The 15679-nt window shown below is 44.1% G+C and carries 16 protein-coding genes and 1 pseudogene; 8 read left to right on the forward strand and 9 right to left on the reverse strand.

Features of this window, described 5'->3' with window-relative positions:
• Nucleotides 1–425 precede the first annotated feature (425 nt).
• On the reverse strand, nucleotides 426–1547 hold the full coding sequence (locus tag F6K37_RS15500; RefSeq protein WP_287251065.1) for an acyl-CoA dehydrogenase family protein: 1122 nt from the start codon (nucleotides 1545–1547) through the stop codon (nucleotides 426–428).
• A 130-nt stretch (nucleotides 1548–1677) separates the two neighbouring features.
• Here F6K37_RS15500 and F6K37_RS15505 point away from each other — a divergent pair, with 130 nt between their 5' ends.
• The gene (locus F6K37_RS15505) at nucleotides 1678–3561 is read left to right on the forward strand and encodes an ABC transporter substrate-binding protein (RefSeq protein WP_287251066.1); all 1884 of its coding nucleotides are present in this window, start codon (nucleotides 1678–1680) and stop codon (nucleotides 3559–3561) included.
• Nucleotides 3562–3795: 234 nt separating this feature from the next.
• Complete coding sequence (locus F6K37_RS15510) at nucleotides 3796–4599, forward strand: alpha/beta hydrolase family protein (RefSeq protein ID WP_287251067.1); 804 nt, start codon at nucleotides 3796–3798, stop codon at nucleotides 4597–4599.
• A 126-nt stretch (nucleotides 4600–4725) separates the two neighbouring features.
• Here F6K37_RS15510 and F6K37_RS15515 read toward each other — a convergent pair whose 3' ends face one another.
• Together F6K37_RS15515 and F6K37_RS15520 are read right to left on the reverse strand one after the other, a co-directional pair.
• On the reverse strand, nucleotides 4726–5814 hold the full coding sequence (locus tag F6K37_RS15515; protein WP_287264024.1) for an RNA-guided endonuclease InsQ/TnpB family protein: 1089 nt from the start codon (nucleotides 5812–5814) through the stop codon (nucleotides 4726–4728).
• Nucleotides 5717–6187 carry an IS607 family transposase gene (locus F6K37_RS15520; protein WP_008191518.1) on the reverse strand — a complete coding sequence of 157 codons (471 nt, stop codon included), beginning with the start codon at nucleotides 6185–6187 and terminating at the stop codon, nucleotides 5717–5719. Before F6K37_RS15520 ends, F6K37_RS15515 begins: the two co-directional genes overlap by 98 nt.
• A gap of 272 nt (nucleotides 6188–6459) precedes the next feature.
• Between F6K37_RS15520 and F6K37_RS15525 the strand changes: the two genes are divergently transcribed.
• The 3 genes from F6K37_RS15525 (at nucleotide 6460) to F6K37_RS15535 (ending at nucleotide 9864) form a co-directional block, all read left to right on the forward strand.
• Nucleotides 6460–6639, forward strand: coding sequence for a PEP-CTERM sorting domain-containing protein (locus tag F6K37_RS15525; protein WP_008191520.1), 180 nt, complete (start codon nucleotides 6460–6462; stop codon nucleotides 6637–6639).
• An 882-nt stretch (nucleotides 6640–7521) separates the two neighbouring features.
• A complete protein-coding gene (locus tag F6K37_RS15530; RefSeq protein ID WP_008191524.1) occupies nucleotides 7522–8370 on the forward strand; it encodes a DUF3598 family protein in 849 nt (282 codons plus the stop codon).
• 135 nt (nucleotides 8371–8505) lie between these two features.
• Nucleotides 8506–9864, forward strand: coding sequence for an aromatic ring-hydroxylating dioxygenase subunit alpha (locus F6K37_RS15535; protein WP_008191526.1), 1359 nt, complete (start codon nucleotides 8506–8508; stop codon nucleotides 9862–9864).
• A gap of 66 nt (nucleotides 9865–9930) precedes the next feature.
• Here F6K37_RS15535 and F6K37_RS15540 read toward each other — a convergent pair whose 3' ends face one another.
• Nucleotides 9931–10077 (reverse strand): hypothetical protein, encoded by a 147-nt coding sequence (locus tag F6K37_RS15540; protein WP_287251068.1) that lies wholly within the window; start codon nucleotides 10075–10077, stop codon nucleotides 9931–9933.
• Nucleotides 10078–10286: 209 nt separating this feature from the next.
• Between F6K37_RS15540 and F6K37_RS15545 the strand changes: the two genes are divergently transcribed.
• On the forward strand, nucleotides 10287–11114 hold the full coding sequence (locus F6K37_RS15545) for a class I SAM-dependent methyltransferase (protein ID WP_287251069.1): 828 nt from the start codon (nucleotides 10287–10289) through the stop codon (nucleotides 11112–11114).
• A 134-nt stretch (nucleotides 11115–11248) separates the two neighbouring features.
• Nucleotides 11249–11371: a hypothetical protein gene (locus tag F6K37_RS44680; protein WP_287294737.1), complete on the forward strand. Its 123-nt coding sequence runs from the start codon at nucleotides 11249–11251 to the stop codon at nucleotides 11369–11371.
• 57 nt (nucleotides 11372–11428) lie between these two features.
• On the opposite strand, the gene F6K37_RS15550 is transcribed toward F6K37_RS44680, so the two are convergent.
• The 4 genes from F6K37_RS15550 to F6K37_RS15565 all read right to left on the reverse strand — a co-directional run bounded on the left by F6K37_RS15550 (nucleotide 11429) and on the right by F6K37_RS15565 (nucleotide 14311).
• Nucleotides 11429–12172 carry a phosphocholine cytidylyltransferase family protein gene (locus F6K37_RS15550; RefSeq protein WP_287251070.1) on the reverse strand — a complete coding sequence of 248 codons (744 nt, stop codon included), beginning with the start codon at nucleotides 12170–12172 and terminating at the stop codon, nucleotides 11429–11431.
• Nucleotides 12172–12870: a class I SAM-dependent methyltransferase gene (locus tag F6K37_RS15555; RefSeq protein ID WP_287251071.1), complete on the reverse strand. Its 699-nt coding sequence runs from the start codon at nucleotides 12868–12870 to the stop codon at nucleotides 12172–12174. Before F6K37_RS15555 ends, F6K37_RS15550 begins: the two co-directional genes overlap by 1 nt.
• A gap of 244 nt (nucleotides 12871–13114) precedes the next feature.
• The gene (locus F6K37_RS15560; protein ID WP_287251073.1) at nucleotides 13115–13963 is read right to left on the reverse strand and encodes an aspartyl/asparaginyl beta-hydroxylase domain-containing protein; all 849 of its coding nucleotides are present in this window, start codon (nucleotides 13961–13963) and stop codon (nucleotides 13115–13117) included.
• A 105-nt stretch (nucleotides 13964–14068) separates the two neighbouring features.
• Complete coding sequence (locus F6K37_RS15565) at nucleotides 14069–14311, reverse strand: hypothetical protein (RefSeq protein ID WP_131826846.1); 243 nt, start codon at nucleotides 14309–14311, stop codon at nucleotides 14069–14071.
• Between the two features lie 164 nt (nucleotides 14312–14475).
• Between F6K37_RS15565 and F6K37_RS15570 the strand changes: the two genes are divergently transcribed.
• Complete coding sequence (locus F6K37_RS15570; RefSeq protein WP_008191536.1) at nucleotides 14476–15315, forward strand: class I SAM-dependent methyltransferase; 840 nt, start codon at nucleotides 14476–14478, stop codon at nucleotides 15313–15315.
• Nucleotides 15316–15419: 104 nt separating this feature from the next.
• Here the strand turns inward: F6K37_RS15570 and F6K37_RS15575 are convergent.
• Nucleotides 15420–15679, reverse strand: a pseudogene (locus tag F6K37_RS15575) (class I SAM-dependent DNA methyltransferase); the annotation flags it as partial.

Raw genomic sequence — 15679 nt, forward strand, 5'->3', positions numbered from 1 at the left:
TTGGGTAATATCCATAGTTGTATGTACTACACAAGCTGTACTACACAGACAGAATTCGGCGGGGGCGATTCAGCAAAGCCGACTTGTTCACAGCTTAGAAGGCTGGTGTGACTGCCTCTGCACTACGCCCTCTTATAATACAATTATATTACATAATTAGATTAGATGTTGAGATTTAGCACAAAGTTGGCACAAGGGCAAGATATGGGAGTATAGGAGTTTCTAAGTCAGTCAATCAGGATTCATCCACAGGAAACATTTATAGCACTACCCATTCAGATGTTTGACATTTATAAACTCCGAAACCTAGTCCTAGCTTACTTCTGACTTTTGAATTCTGACTTCTGACTTTTAACTTCTGACTTTTGACTTCTGACTTCTGACTTCTGACTTCTGACTTCTGACTTACGGACTTGCGCGTAGCGCTATACCAACCGAGCCAGAGTTCCCTCCATGATAGCCGTGGTTTGAGCAGAGACCGTGAATACCAAAGCTTCCCGATAGACTCGCTGGGCAGCATGGTGTTTGTAGTTAGCAGCACCACTAGACACAGTAACCGCTGCTTGAGCACATCTTCCTGCTAAGTTGATTGCCCAAGTCCTCAGTTGTAGCCGTTCTTGAAAAGTCTGATAATCTGCTTGTGCTGCTTCGATCATGGCTGTCTGGCAGCGAGTCAATTCCCCGTTGAGGGATTCAAAAGCATTGTATAGAAAATCCAGTTGCTTGGTTTTGGCCGCCGCTGCTACAATGTCCAGTCCAGCTTGGGCACATCCTAGAGCCAAAAAACCAGCAGACAAAACTTTTTTCTGGTCATTGTCGTGAATTGCACCTGCTTTAGCAATCGAGACCACACGTTCTTCAGGTAAGAACCAATCGGTAAGGGTAGCACTAACCGTATTGGTGGATTCCATCGCCGCCAGTGCCATGGGTTTGCTAAAGGTAATAGTACCACCTCCATCTTGGCAAGTTGGAGTCAATGGCACCATACCGTAAACTTCTCGACCATCAGGCAATACTGCACCAATGACAAACTCTTGAAACAAGCTAAACCCAGTAACCCAAGGCACTTTTCCATTGATATGATATCCACCATCTACCGGAATAGCTTTCACCGGTGGGTTACCTGTTCGTCGCACTTGGGAAAAGCCGATACCAACTAGCACTTGACCCTTGGCTAATTTAGGAAGATACTGGTGCTTCAACGATTCATTCTCAGAGTAGGCGATCATTGCTCCAGCACTCTGGTGTTGCATTTGCAAGAATGCCAAAGCACCGGAATACCGTGCTAACAGTTGCTGGAAGTAGCCAAAGGTTGTGCTACTTACTTCTAGACCTCCCCAGGATTTCGGAATCCGTAGCCCTAGGAAAGTGCGATTCGGCTTTGCCGACGCTACGCGAACGCTCATCCCCAAGAGAGCCTTTCCCAACACCTCAGGAGCACTATCAATTTCTGAAGCCAAGGGAGCAACGGATTCCCTTAGATAAGACTCTGCTGTCTCTAATAGGGTTTGTTGGTCATTATCGGGATACCGTTTAATCACCTGCATCAACCTTTCTAGTTACTCTGAATCTATAGCGGTTTCTAACCTAAAGAGGTACACAGGATTTTTTCCCAGATCCGCTTGCTATATAAATTTTAATCCCGATACCGTTACCATTTGCGACTGCATCAAGACAATGATCAAAAATGTATTTAAAGATATCCTCTTATCCAAAACTACTTCTTCCTTACCCACACTCCCCACACTCCCCACACTCCCCACACTCCCCACACTACTCCCTCTTCAACACATCTTACGACCCTTCCGTCTAGCCGTTGCGCTGGTGCTATCTTGTCTATTAACCCTTACAGGTTGCCATCCGAACCAGTTTAAGACTCAAGCAGCTCAGGTCTCTCAACTAGTGTTAGCTACTCCTAGTGACCCAGCTACCTTTAACGCTATTGTTAATACCTCTCCCTTCGGTGTATTTGGTTACCTCTACGAAGGATTGTTGAGTGAGAATGGCATGACAGGGGAGTTGGAGCCAGGACTAGCTGAATCTTGGGACATTTCCTCAGACCGACAGCAGATCACCTTCACCCTGCGGGATGGGCTAAAGTGGTCTGATGGGGAACCCCTGACTGTGGATGATGTGATCTTTACCTATCAGCAGCTTTACCTGAATCCCAAGATTCCCACAGTTTCCCGAGATTTCCTCCAGATTGGTAGTACTGGTAAGTACCCATCGGTGCGCAAACTAGATCAGCGGCGAGTTGAGTTTACCTTACCACAACCCTTTACGCCATTTGTGAGATCCGCAGGAACCCTAGCCATTCTACCGGCTCATGCCTTACAAGAGTCTGTGCAAGCCACTGATGGTAATGGCAATCCCCAGTTTCTTTCCACTTGGGGAACTGACACCAATCCCCAAGATATTGTTAGCAATGGTCCCTATCGACTACAAAAGTATACCCCTGCTGAGCGAGTCATCCTACAACGCAACCCTTATTACTGGCGTGCTGATGCTCAAGGAAATCCCCAGCCCTACATTGAACGGATTGTCTTGCAAGTTATCTCATCCTCTGATAACCAGTTACTCAGATTTCGCTCTGGGGAGTTGGATAGCCTCAGAGTCAATCCCCAGGCATTTGGGTTACTTAAACGAGAGGAAAAGCGGGGGAAATACACCATTTACAATGGAGGACCGATGACTAGCATTAGGTTTGTCGGTTTTAATCTCAACAAAGCTCGCAATGCTCAGGGAAAGCCTTTCGTAGACCCGATCAAGTCTCGTTGGTTCAATACCTTGGCCTTTCGACAAGCGGTAGCCTATGCTATTGACCGGGAAAGGATGAAAACTAATATTTATCGGGGACTCGGTGAAGTACAACATTCCCCCATTGCTGTCCAAAGTCCCTATTACCTGTCCCCAGAAGAAGGGTTAAAAGTCTACAACTATCAACCCCAGAAGGCCAAACAATTACTATTAGACGCTGGTTTCAGATATAACTCCCAAAATCAGCTGCTGGATTGGGATGGCAACCGGGTAAGATTTACTATGCTGGTGAAATCAGACGATAAGTCCCGAGTAGACGCAGCAATTCAGATTAAACAAGACTTAAGCCAAATTGGGATAGAAGCAGATTTGCAGGTACTCAGCTTCAACCTTGTGCTCAGAAAGCTTCTATCGACTCGAGATTGGGAGTGTTATGTGGGTGCGTTTGGAGCAGGAGTAAATGAGCCTCACAATGTATTTGTGTTCTGGTACAGTGGAGGCTCGTTTCATCAATTTAATCAAGGTCCTCAACCCGGACAACCACCACTGGCAGGATGGGAAGTGTCTGACTGGGAGCAAGAGATTGACCGTCTGTTCAATGCTGGGATAAAAGAACTTGATCAGAGCAAACGCAAAGTCATTTATGGTCAATTCCAGGAAATCGTTGCCGAGGAGTTGCCCGTGTTTTTCCTGGTCAATTCACTAGACTTTCAGGCAGTACGCGATCGCATCGAGAATATCAAATTTTCTAGCTTAGGGGGACCGTTATGGAACATTGATGAGCTGAGAATTGCGGAAAACTAATCAAGTCTTGGGTCTTGGGGGATGGGGATTGTGGGGAGATGGGGAGATGGGGAGATGGGGAGAGTGTGGGGGTGTGAGGGCTAATAATTGGTAGAAAAATTTCTGCAAGACCTGCCCACAGACCGTCCTTACAGCTTATCCCTATAGGGTACCAGGACTAGAATGTGCGCGGAAAATTTGCTAAATTATAGTGTTTTTGGCAACATTATTTTAGTAATAAAACTGACAAAATTCATGAATTTTTACTCTTCTCGAATAAAATACTCCTTTAGCCTCTCTAGTGCTATTTTTCTGAGTCTCGGAACTGCAGAAATAGCCACTGCTGCCACTTTCAGTGATGCACCCATTTTTTCTGAAGTTGATAGCTTCAGTACTACCATTACAACCAATGGCAATCCGGCAGACATTTACTTTCCAGTTGTATCTAGGACTAGCAAGGAATTATTTCCCACTACCATCCTCTTGCCAGGTGGATTGGTAGACAAATCCTTCTACTCTAGTTTTGCGACTCAGGTTGCTAGCTACGGCTTTGTGGTTGTCGTTCCTAACAATAGGGTATCTCTACCCCAGTTTAATTTTGAAGGATTGCTTCCTGAAGCTTCGCAAATTAACTCGATTTTCGACTTTATTATTGCAGAAAGCGAGAATTATAATTCCCAGCTTGCGGGTATTGTGGATACCGAGAAGCTAGGTTTACTCGGTCATTCCCAAGGGGGGGCAGTCGGTTTAACCGCGATTGAAGATTCCTGTATTTTTCCCCTCTGTTTGGATGATTTTAATCGTCCAGAAGCACTTATGGCCGGTGCTTTCTACGGTACAAATCGATTCGATCCCTTCTTAATGGAATTTGTTCCTACGGCTAATGATGGCATTCCTGTGGCCTTAGTTCAAGGAAGCCTCGATGCTCGGGCAACCCCTGAGGAAGCTTTGGGGACTTTTGAGTTAATCCAAGATCCTCCCAAAGCATTGATTACCGTTGCAGGTGCCAATCACTTTAGTATTACTAATGTTAATAATCCGATACTTTTTGGCTACTAAAGTCTACTAGCGCAGACTTTAGTTCACCAATGCAAGCTGCTCTCGCAGCCAGGGTGTATCTACCAAAGCCCTCAGGAATATCCCGCGAGCGCCATTGATGTCCCGTTCGCGAAGCGTGACCAAAGGTCAATCCATAGACCGGCCATCAATCTTTGACCTAATGGTCTTACTGCCGCCGATGTTTACCATTTCTCCTGTCCAGCTCACAGTCTTGGAGGTATAGGCTTCACAGACATCTACTACTGTTTTCCCAGTTTCGGAAGCTTTGTGTTTTAAAAACTCCTTGAATCTGAAGTGGGATAAAGTGAGTAGGTTTCGGACTGTCTTTGATCTGATTTTCCTTTTTCCTTTTTTTGACATTTCAGATGTCTCAAAGGTCGGAAGTAATATCACATCAAATTTATCTACCAAGAATCTAGCAGCTTTATGATGGAGTTCATTTATTAGGTTTTGAATTCTGAGAACAATCCGCCTGGCAGCTTTTCTCATTCGTCGTTTTTGATTCCTCTTGGCCTTACTTATTTTTGAGATTAAGTTATCAAGATGAGCGCAAAGCCTTTGAATCCGAGAAAAGTCACCGTGACCAATCTTGCCTGTAGAATTTTCACTCTTAAATGTCAGGAAGGTTCTAACTCCGGGGTCTATCGCGACTACCCTACCTTGGTTTTCGGCTTTTATTTGAGTAGTCTGATGGGGGACTGTTAAGTAGTAGTCCCCATTATTACTAGTCAATCTACAATCTCCCCTGTTCTCAGGCAAAGTCTCAGCAAAAGTTAATCCTCCCAGTTTAGTGTGATAAATGCCTTTGACTGAGACTGCTGATTTGGGGATGTAGCAAGACTGAATTGGGTTTTTCCTAGAGCGAAACCTAACCCGATTACTTTTTCCAGTCTTTTGGTATTTTTTCTTGGCCTCCCTAACAGCGGTGCAAGCATCCTTTATCGCTATCGATTTAATTTGATAAGGTACTTCCTTACACCACTCGGGAAGGTTATTTAATATGCCAGTTTTAATGGCTTTCCAATTAGCTTTTACTTTACTATTCTGAAGTATCTTGACGGTCTTGTTGAAGACGTAACGAGACACTCCAAACCACTTTCGGACAATCGATCTCTGATCAGCACTTAGGAATATCCTGATCTTCTTTGATTTTTGTCCCGTACTTTCGGAGTCCGTGGACTCGGCAAGAGAAGACGTGAATGATGGAGAGAAGATCTGCGGTAAGTTCTGATTCTGGACAACTTTTAGGTTGGTCGAGAACCAAGATTTTTCCACCGTTGTATCCGACCAAGTACTCAAACAGTTCAAAACCGAATCTGGTGAGCCGGTCTCTACAGGTAACAACAATCGTGAGCTGACATCCCTGCATAAGTCGTTCCAATATGGCTCTAAGTCCTTTCCTTTTGTAGTTAAGTCCTGAGCCGATGTCTTTGATGATTTCTGCTTCCGGGAAGAGCGAGTGCATGTACGCGACTTGCCTGACGAGGTCATCTTTTTGCTTGGAGCTACTGACCCGGCAATAACAGATGGTAGCTGGTTTTGGGGGTTGTCGTTTCCCCAAAGTGGCAAGGCTAACTGTACAAAACATCCTGTATCCGCTGGGGGTTCGTTAGCATCTGATCGTGCCATTGTCTGCGTACTTCCTTAGAGTGGTTTGAGAGAGTCCCGTAAGTTCGACCGCCTTACGGAGAGGTACTAATGCCATGACTAAAGTCTATGACTTTTCCATAGACTTTACTAGATATTGTGATACTTATTGTAACTGTCCACTAACCCCCTGGTGCGCGACCCGATTTTAGCAATCCCACTCTAGCTCAGGATGAAGCGATTGAAACCATTGCCCGTTGGAGTGCTTTGTTCTTGCGCGCTAATCTTCTAGATGATGCCAACGCTTTTGAGTTTGTATTCGATACAGGGGCAAAATTAGATCCTAATGTCACTGTGATTGCTGAGGTGAAAACTGTTCCGGAACCAAGTTCCCTGTTTGGGGTATTGGCAGTAGCTATGGGCGGTATTAGTTGGCTGTGGCAGCGTAAATAGGGGTTAGTGTGCTGCCCAGGGTAAGGGCAAAAATTAAGGCTCTCCTAGAGTGGCTATGATAAATTAGTATAAAATAATCGCCGTAAACCTTACTAAGTAAGCTTTTGAGTAATTTAAAAATGCATTTTTATTAAAATGGCATTTTTAGTTCATTGAATCCCTTGCTATTGAAGGGGTAATCGCTCATTTAAACTACTCATTTACCACACCCATTGTAGGAGAGCCAAAATTAATACAGCGGTTTGCACTTCAGTTAGGTACTTTCGTTTTGGGTTTGTAGGGACTTCGGAGCAGGGAGCAGGGACTGAGGCCGTGGGCCACGCGGGGCGCGTTCGGAAGTGGGAAGTCGGAAGTGGGAAGAGGAGAAACAATGTGTACCTGATAGTTATGCAAACCGCCGTAAGGAGTAATTATTACTAACAATATTGAAAAAAACTATTGAAAAAAAGTACAATAGTGCTGATAATCAAAGATTACTATGGTCATAATACTTGCCTTTTATCACATTTTGGCTCAATTTTTTCTGGGCTTACCCTGCTCTCTACTCCCTACTCCCTAAAATCCCAAGGGCTGGGTAACTCACCCGATTGATAACTGCTATCTATTTAATAGAAAGAAAGGGGTTGAAAAAAAATGCGATGCGCGAGCATTGAGCCGCTACGCGAACGCATTTGTTTTATGAATCTGGGGTATGCGATGCGCGAGCATTGAACCCCTACGCGATCGCATCAGGGAGTTGACTTGGTGATCGCGAGAGCTATGCCATCCTGTAGGTGCGAGTATATAGGTGCGAGTATAGCGATCGCGTAGCGTGGCCTACGGCCAATCGCTTTCTTTGTTAACTTAGAGTAGGTTAAGTCAGACTAGAGGGACTAAAGAACCATGAATGATCGTGATCAGATTCAGGACAAGCAGTCAACTGACCAGTCAGAGGAAAAATTATTCCGACAATGGTATCGTTTTATTAAGGATCATGGATTCACCTGGAAAGGAATTCTTTCTCGATATAAGGGTAACGGAAGTCTTGATGAAGTCCTTGATTCCACAAGAAGATTTACTCCTCTAGCAGATGCATCTCAAATTGAGCATTATGTGTGTTTTCTTAACCAAGACGATCCCTCGAAAGTCCAAGAAAATACGTGGATTATTGAAAAATGCGGTCCAGGTATCTCTCACCCCATCGATCTGAGTTCAACGACGATGTTTTCATCTAAATCCTCTGGTATATTGAGTAGACCTTTTAGGAAAGACCAGGTCAACTTGACCGAGATTTACCTGTTGGAAGGGAACCGTCGTATCAGTGTGGTAATTAGCTATTTCCCCGATCGCTCCAAGGAATCAGGCAATCCATGTGTACTCTCCAGGATTTCCTTGTTCCGGGAAGTGAAACTTGACGTTGTCCCATTTCCCTGGTCTAATCAGAGACCAGAGGTAAGTAATCGGGATTATCCGAGCATTAAGGCGATAGATACCCTGGTATTACGATCAGGCACATTTGATGAAATTCCCCTGCCAGATTACCCTGTCCATTGGCCGAAGGACGGTCGATTAATCTTTGATTTTCCCGACGGAATTTCCATAAACGTGCCAGAAACCCTTGAGCCTGGCCACGATAGCACTCTTATCCTTAGTTGGAGATACAGCACCGATCGGATCAAGAGAGGGATTGCTAACTTCACGGATGATACCCGCACAGCTGATTTGATTACACAGGAATGCGTGATTGTCTAAAAATAGGGTGGGCAATGTCTAGCAAGCCTTAGTACTAAGATTGACATTAAAGGTTTAGTATTGCTGGCGTCAGTGCCGAAAAAGCTCCAGATTCGCCATCTTTGATGGTCAGTTGTTTCATAGAGGAAGTTATCTATGAGAGTTGATACCAAAACACCAGAAGCAGTACAAAAAACTGGCACCGCTCCTATAGCTGAAACACAGCAAGAGTTCAACTGGCAGCAGTGCTGGTATCCTGTTACCTTTGTGCAAGACCTGCCCACAGACCGTCCTTACAGCTTTTCCCTGTACGACGAGCCTTTGGTCTTGTTCAGAAACCAAGATGGTAAGCTAGCCTGTTTAACAAACCGCTGCCCTCACCGCGCCGCTAAACTCTCAGAGGGACAAATCATTGATGGTAAAATTGAGTGCTTATATCACGGCTGGCAATTTGGTCGAGATGGTCAATGTTTACACATTCCCCAGTTACCAGAAGATGCCAAGATTCCAGCCAAAGCCTGTGTGCAATCCTTTACGGTTGTGGAACGGCAAGGTATTGTCTGGGTATGGATGGGGAAACCTGAAGCTGCTGATCAAGAGGGAATCCCAACTGTAGCGGATTTGGACAATCCTACAGTTGCCAGCTCAGACTATATGATAGACCTCCCCTACGACCAAACCTATTTTATAGAAAATGCCCTCGATCCCTCTCACCTCTACATCAGTCACGAGGGCACCCTAAGTAGTCGAAAATACGCTCAACCCTTAGAAATGGAAGTCCTGGAAAGTTCTACTTTTGGGATTCGAGGCAGGTACCGAAAAACCAGGCAAAAGAATAGCCCATGGGTAAACCTTGATTTCGTTGCTCCCAATTTAGTGACCTACAGAAGCTCAAGTGGGGAAAAATCAGTTCGTATCGGTGGAGCAGCACTTTATTCCCTTCCTCTAGGTAAAGGCAAATGCCGTATTATTATCAGGAATTATAATAATCACTCTACCTGGAAACTGAAGCTACAGCCTCGTTGGATGGAACACTGGTACCGAGACAAATTCTTAGAAGAAGATTTACCACTTGTGGTGGGACAGCAGGCAGAAGTGGAGCGGTTGGGAACAAGCCTAAACTCACTGTATTTACAACTCAAAACATCGGATATGTTGTTGATTGAGTATCGCAAGTGGCTCGATAAGTTCGGAACGTCTTTACCTTTTTATCAAGGCTATTCCACCAGGAAGCTATCCCAGAAAGAACGAGAGGATAATCAGCAACCAGCTCCCCTAGACCGATTAAGGCGACATACTCAAATCTGTGGTTCCTGCAATCGAGCCTATCAGGTAACCAACCGGTTAAAAACGACTTTTGTGGGAGTAGCGATCGCATTGGCGGCTTTGGCAATAGTTACGGATGGTTCTGGGACTGAACTAATAGCTAGTTTAGGGTCTGGCTCAGCCGTTGTTATAGCAACAGTTGCCCATCAAGTTAAAACCCATTTCGAGCGTTCTTACACTCGTCATTAAGGCTAATTTTGGCTCAACGCCATGTAAGCATTCAGGCGTCAGCTATCAGCCGTCAGCTTATTTTATTCAAAAGCTGTTCGGTGTAGCTTGCGCTATGGGCATAAACTGTTGCCGTAGCGTAGCCACAGGCTTTTGGCTGATAGCTGATAGCACCTCAAGTAGCCTGTGCCACGCTACGGGAAAAGCTTTTGAATAAAACAGGTAACCATTCATTTAATATGAGTTAAGTCTGCTGACGGCACCTCAAGTAGCGTGAGCTCTTATAGCAGTCGCCAGGGTAATTAGGACATGACAAAAGTCTCAAACTACAGTTTGGCTTGAGTTTAACTTCTGACAAATGACTTCTGACAAATGACTTCTGCTATAGCTCACGGCTGACGGCTGAATGCTTACCTAACAGCTACCAAAAAGATTACCGAAAGATGACAATACCCACCAATAATCCCAAGGAATTTAGACAATTTGAATATTGTGGATGGCAACAGTCAGTAGACCAATACCATTCCTCTTTTTCGTCTCTGACTAGCCAAACTATCGACACTCTGCTCGATAGTGTAAATGCGGCAATGGATATGGAATTACTTGATATTGCCACTGGTCCTGGTTATGTGGCTGCCCAGGCCCAGAAGCGAGGATGTAAGGTGACGGGGGTAGATTTATCAGACGCTATGGTTGCCAAAGCACGGCAACTGAATCCCCAGATCGAATTTTTTCAGGGGGAAGCCGAATCATTACCCTTTGCCGAATCTCGATATCAAGCAGCCGTAATGAACTTTGGAATTTTGCATTTGGCTGAACCAGAAAAGGCACTGGGTGAAGCATTTCGGGTAATTCGTAGCCAGGCCAAGTTTGGCTTTACTGTGTGGAGTAAGCCAGAAAAATCGATAGCGTTGAAGATTATGAATAAGGCGATTGAGACCTATAAAAATTCAGAGGTTACTCTTCCAGAAGGGCCGCCATTTTTTCTATTTAGTGAACCGGATTATTGCTTCAAGTGTTTGCAAAATTTAGGATTTAAGAATCCTTCTGTGCAGGAAATTTACCTACTCTGGGAACTTAGCAGTGCCGATGAACTTTTTGATGCTTTTTATAAAGGCACTGCAAGAACAGGTGGTATACTGCGCGCTCAAACTAGTAAATCCCTTGACAATATACGGGCAGCAATTCACCAGAACACTGCAAGCTATAGGCAAAATAATCGACTGCTTCTGCCTATGTCAGCCCTAGTTGTATCTGCTCAGAAACCTTGAACTCTCCCCGAACTAAAGTAATACCAATTCTTTAAAGTAGGACTACAGATCCAGATGAGGAGATGGGGCACTCACAGGGGTAGGTTTTTTACATTAGGGAACTGATCGAAAAACCTGGGTGTTAATTACTGTTCTTGCCCACCTATTCCCCTGACTTCAACCCCATCAAGCATTGGTGGCACAAAGAGAAGACGGCCATTAGGAAAGAGTTGCCTAAGTATGATTTTAATCTTGACAAGGCAGTCGATGCAGCCTGACAGGATCTGTAAATATAACAGCGCGCAGTGCTATAAAGGCCATCTGCCAATGTGCTGTCACTGAGCATCTTTCTGGAGAATTGCTGGGTAGATTTGCTCTGTTGCTCTGGCAAGCTGGTATCGGTCATCAATTTCTGCCCAGAGTAGATCGCTAATCACCGTATAGTAAACTGGATAGGATTTTGCTGCTGCTATCAGCCCATCAGTTTCATAATTCAGCTTGAGGCTCGTTTTAAATCCTACGGTGGCTTGGGCCAACATACTTTGAAACAAAGGCTGGGATATTTTGGAAATACCGACCAATTCACCGGCAATTTGACTCCCCAGTTCAGCCTTATTTTTAGACATCGCAACGATTGTCTCACCTGAAGTTTCTACATACACTTCATCACCAGCATTGGTTTGACCAGATAGCAAGACGACATTGTCTTTAGGAAAGTTCAAGACTGCTGTCAAAGCACGCTGTTCGTAAATCAGATCTGATTCCAACAACAGAAAATCACCCTCAATCAGATCACGGGCACAATAGAGGGAATACATGGTACCTGATTCGGCATAGTGTGGGTTATGAACCGTCAATATCTGGTCATTAAAACGTTGCTGCAGACGCTCATAAAAGTCAGATAAATGACCAGTGACAATGATGATGCGCTGCATACCGCAGGCAGTCAGGCGCTCTATCGATTCCTCAATAATGGGTTGCTCTCCCAACTGGAGAAACCCTTTAGGAGTCGATTGCCCTAGTTCCTGCAGTCTAATGCCCATACCAGCAGCTAGAATAACAGCTGTTTCTACTTCCATTAGTGTTTATGAATCAAGACATTGAAACGATATTTGCTATTGTCGTAGGCTTGAAGGCACTGATCTTCAGTCGTTACCTGAACCGACTCAGTTGCTAGAACTTGTTGGAACCAGTCCTTGCTGTAGTACAAATGATCGAGTCCCCGATACCTCTCCTCATATTCCGCATCTCCGATGGCTGCTTTCCGGGCACTGATTGCTGCTTCCTGCTTAGACAGATCAGGAAGATCAAGAACGCCGATACTTTTCTGGGCGATTTGAACCATGCCCCGGAGCACCTCTGCTGCATACTCATAGGTTGGAAAATAATGGAAGACCCCCCCTGACACCACAACATCGAATTGACGGTCTCTTGGTAGATCAATGGCTTCTCCTAGGCTGATCGTGGCTTGGGGCATGACCGCTCGGGCAATCTTGACCAAGTTAGCTGAGTAGTCAATTCCCGCGACGGGGTTTCCTTGTTGGTAAAACGGATAGAGAAAAGCACCTGCACCACACCCAACTTCCAACAATGAATCCTTTGGGGTGATGTTGAGCCGAGCCGCGATATGCTTCCCATAAGCCATCCAGCCAGATTCTTGCACACCTGATGACCAGGGAGGATCGTAGCCATTTGCAACCAGCAAAGAAACTAAAGTTGGCTGCTCTGCCTGATCAGCCTGTCTGCGATTCCAGATTTCGTGCCAATTGTTCTGCAATGTCTAATCTTTAAATAGCTCTAAAACAATATGTATGTTACACCCTAATGTATTACTTTGTCTACAGTGAGCATCTCTATTCAGCAATTATGATTTGGGAAAAGATACAAATCATGTTCTATGGTGTTTGTAGAGAACATATTAAAATTTTTATATCAGATTTCTATAAATTATTCATATTGGATTATTTTCTTGACCAGTTTAAGCGATCGCCAACAGAACTGAATAACGTAATATTTATCCGTCACAGTTTACCATAAGTTGCAAAAACTGGATGACTGAGTATTTTTATATCTTCTTCACTTAATGAGGGATGCCATACATCGATAACTAAGACAACTCTTGATTTTTCCCCTTGATGCAATACTTCATGCTCGAAAGAATCGTCAAACGCCATAGCTTTACCTTGGTGCCAAAAGCGCCATTCATTTCCTACTCGTATTTTTGCACTTTCTGGTTCGGGTATGCGCACTCCTAAATGGTATCTCAATCTTAAGTTTGAAGAACCACTATGGGGCAATATATGACTATCAGAAACTAACTCGGAAAACAGCACAAAACCAAAGTTAATACAAAGGGGTAATTTTTCGAGTATTGAAAGTGTTTTTGGGCATAAATATGCTATAGCTTGTTTCTCTCGCCCAGTAGAAAAAATAAATATACCATTCCATTGACCTGACCCCATTAAGCTAACATTATCGGGATGTTCTTTCATATATTCATCTATTTTGTTGTACTCAGATATAATTATTTCGGCATTTTGTTCGAGGATTGAGGTAATTTCATCGTTATCATCAAACCACGGTTTACTGTTGAGGGATGTACAGTACCAAACACTAGGGTTCGGATGGTTGATACCATCTTCTTCCCTGTGGGAATAGTAAATAGTATTGATGTCGTAATTTTTGGCAATCGCATCTCGTTTTCGTTGGAATATGTGTGCGTTAAATATGTGAAAAATTCCGCGCCAACTGACTGCATATTTTAAGGGTAAGTCATACCAAAATAAGTTGTTTAAATTTTCGGATTCTACACCATTTAATAATCTAGCGATATCCCGAGAGTCTTGGATATATTTAATGTATTTTTTCATCGTTAATAGTTATGGTTAATTGTGTATAATATTATCGTTTATAATTCTACCCCCTTGAACAGTTAAGCGGATAATGATGTGATCTACAGCGGTTTGCACTTGCTGTTAGGTACTTTCGTTATCGGTTTTTAGGGAGCAGGGAGCAGGGAGCAGGGAGCAGGGAAGTCGGAAGTGGGAACAGGGAAGAGGGAAAAAAATCTTGTGTACCTGATAGTTATGCAAACCGCCGTAATTTCTGAGGCTAACTTTAAGTTGATCAATCCTGGAGGGGGATAAACTTTTGGAATGGGCATCTTGTTGTGGAACGGGCATCTTGTTGTGGAACGGGCATCTTGGTGGAACGGGCATCTTGCCCATTATCAATATTTTCGGGCAGGCAGGATGCCCACCCCACTCCTATTAATTGCTTAATTCAGCAACGCCCATAAAACCATATCTATGGTATACCTCAGTGTAATATTATGAGGACATAGAATATCATCGATAACACCGAAAATTGTAAAAACAAAGCCATGATTAAAGAATATGAAAACTATCAGGATACATCCAAAAACTACGACACCACTCGTATCCCAATCGGGGTTGAGATTTTATTAGGTTGCTTTGCGACTACCCCTCGTCCTTTGCCAGAGCAGGTGATCTTGGATGGTGGGTGTGGTACTGGAAACTATATCCAGGCGTTGAAGAGCAAAGTCAATAGCCTGTGGGGTCTAGAATTCAATGGGGGAATGTTGGCGCAAGCAACAGAAAAGTTCCGCAATCACCCCAATATTCACTTAGATCAAGGCAGTCTTATCGATCTTCCCTATGAGAATGAAACCTTTGATGGGATAATGTGTAACCAGGTTCTCCATCACTTGGGTTCCGACGACGCAGCTCAGGAAAATTTTCCTGAACTGAACCAGGTGTTTGAGCAAGCGTATCGAGTGCTGCGTCCCCAAGGCGTATTTGTGTGTAATACCAGCAGTCATCCACAGATTTATGATGGATTTTGGTGGGCTGATCTGATTCCAGACGCGGTATCAAGAATCGCTAAACGTATGCCACCCATAGCATGCATTACTCAGAAATTGGATCAAGCTGGCTTTTGCTTTGGGGGCATTGTTGTTCCAATTCATGCTGTTATGCAAGGTGACAATTACCTTGACCCAGAAGGCCCCCTCAAGCAAACCTATCGGAATGGTGATTCTACTTGGTCTTTGGCGAAGCAAGGGGAATTAGAACAAGCATTGGAGCGAGTTGGAAATATGAACAAGGATGGAAGCATCGTTCACTATCTTGAGCAACGGGAAAGTTTGCGCCAAAAATTGGGGCAAACTACCTTTGTTTATGCCTACAAGAAACAGAGTTGAGAGCCTCCATGTTTTAATTTCTAGAAGGACGTGAATTAACGACCTTTTAGAATCTCCAATGCTATGGGCTAAGGCGCAAGCTTCGCCAACAGCCCAGAGAGACATCAAATGCACACCTCATAGGCACAATACAGAATCTTGATCTTCTCTGCATAATCATGATTATTGGGAAGATAGGGTTGTGGTGGCGAAAGATAGGCTTGTTTTAAAATACCTTCTGACTCCATCTGTTGCAAGGTAACGTCGAATTTTTTTTGAGAGTGGATATCCTCTCGGTTTGTAAACACCAGATATCCTCCCGGTTTTACTACTCGGCAAAACTCATACAACACATTTGACGTTTCCATATTAGTAAGCACAGCAG

This window comes from Moorena sp. SIO4E2, assembly GCF_010671945.1.
GTDB lineage: Bacteria > Cyanobacteriota > Cyanobacteriia > Cyanobacteriales > Coleofasciculaceae > Moorena > Moorena producens.